This window comes from uncultured Campylobacter sp. (assembly GCF_937890585.1).
GTDB lineage: Bacteria > Campylobacterota > Campylobacteria > Campylobacterales > Campylobacteraceae > Campylobacter_A.
In genome coordinates this window covers 1-1,074 of record NZ_CALACG010000298.1, presented here as the reverse complement: position 1 = coordinate 1,074, position 1,074 = coordinate 1, and the positions used below count along the sequence as shown (strand labels likewise).

The window sequence follows — 1,074 nt, the reverse complement described above, 5'->3', positions numbered from 1 at the left end:
GCTCAGGGCTTGCTTTTTTGTTGTCTATACCGACACCATTTTCTCTAAAGAAAAATGCAAAGCTCATACCTATAGACGTTGCTAAGCTTGCATTAGCAGCTGTTCCTTTTGCCAAAAGAGTATCAAAAGTTTTTGTTTTATTTGTATCATAAGCATACTCTAATAAATTTGATCTTATTGAAAGATCTGGAATTTCAATAGTCATATTAGCATCACATCCAAGATCATCTATGTAATATTTGATGTACTTAGCTGTTTCAGCGTCACTTAAATTTTTATTAAAAATGAGTCCAAACATATCCGTGCAATTTGCTTCATGTGAATATAAAGATGTTATGAGAAATATGATCATAGCTAAGTGTTTCATATCGCATTTCACATATCATGGTGTTTTAAAAGATAATGATAAAAAGGGCTCATTTGTGTCCTTCCAACGAGAAGATTGATATCCCTAGGGAGGATCCCTAGGTTATTTTTTAAGCTTTTTTAGTAGCTTCTCTCCAGTCATCGCTTCCGCTTGTGCCTGCAGCTACGTGCTCCCAAACTATCTTTCTATAGTTCATTGAAACTTTAAAAAGCTCAGTTTTGTCGCTGTTTAGCTTGTCTTGAGCATTTGGGCTTACTAGAGTGATATCTGTTATAGTTGCGTCTTCTAGTTTTGTAGTAAAGAAGTGCTCAGCGCCACCGCTAGTTGATGTTCTATACCAGTGGATCTCAACCTCTGGAAGTCTCTCGCCCTGAGTTAATGCGTTGTAAAGAAGTGGAACAGCTTTGTTTAAAGATGTTGTAAAGCTAAATGGCTTATGTACTCTTTGTCCTGATGGTTGGCCACTTTGTGGATCTACTGGAACAGTTACGATGTGAGAAACCTCTTGTGCCATGATCTCATCTTCGTGACCTGACTGATAGCGATTACCGATACTAGCTTCTGTTGAAGCACCACTTGAGATAAGTCCTTGAGTAGAACCTTTCACCTTAATATACACTGGTTGTGACATATTTACTCCTATTAAAAAATTTGGTTATTTTAACTTTTATTAACTTTCTATTTTATTAAAAACATTACTTTTTTAA

The 1,074-nt window shown here is 35.8% G+C and carries 1 protein-coding gene and 1 pseudogene; both read right to left on the bottom strand.

Annotated features, from left to right (window positions below):
- Nucleotides 1-298, bottom strand: a pseudogene (locus tag Q0296_RS09000) (hypothetical protein); the annotation flags it as partial.
- 178 nt (nucleotides 299-476) lie between these two features.
- Complete coding sequence (locus tag Q0296_RS08995; RefSeq protein WP_012001093.1) at nucleotides 477-998, bottom strand: Hcp family type VI secretion system effector; 522 nt, start codon at nucleotides 996-998, stop codon at nucleotides 477-479.
- Nucleotides 999-1,074 lie beyond the last annotated feature (76 nt).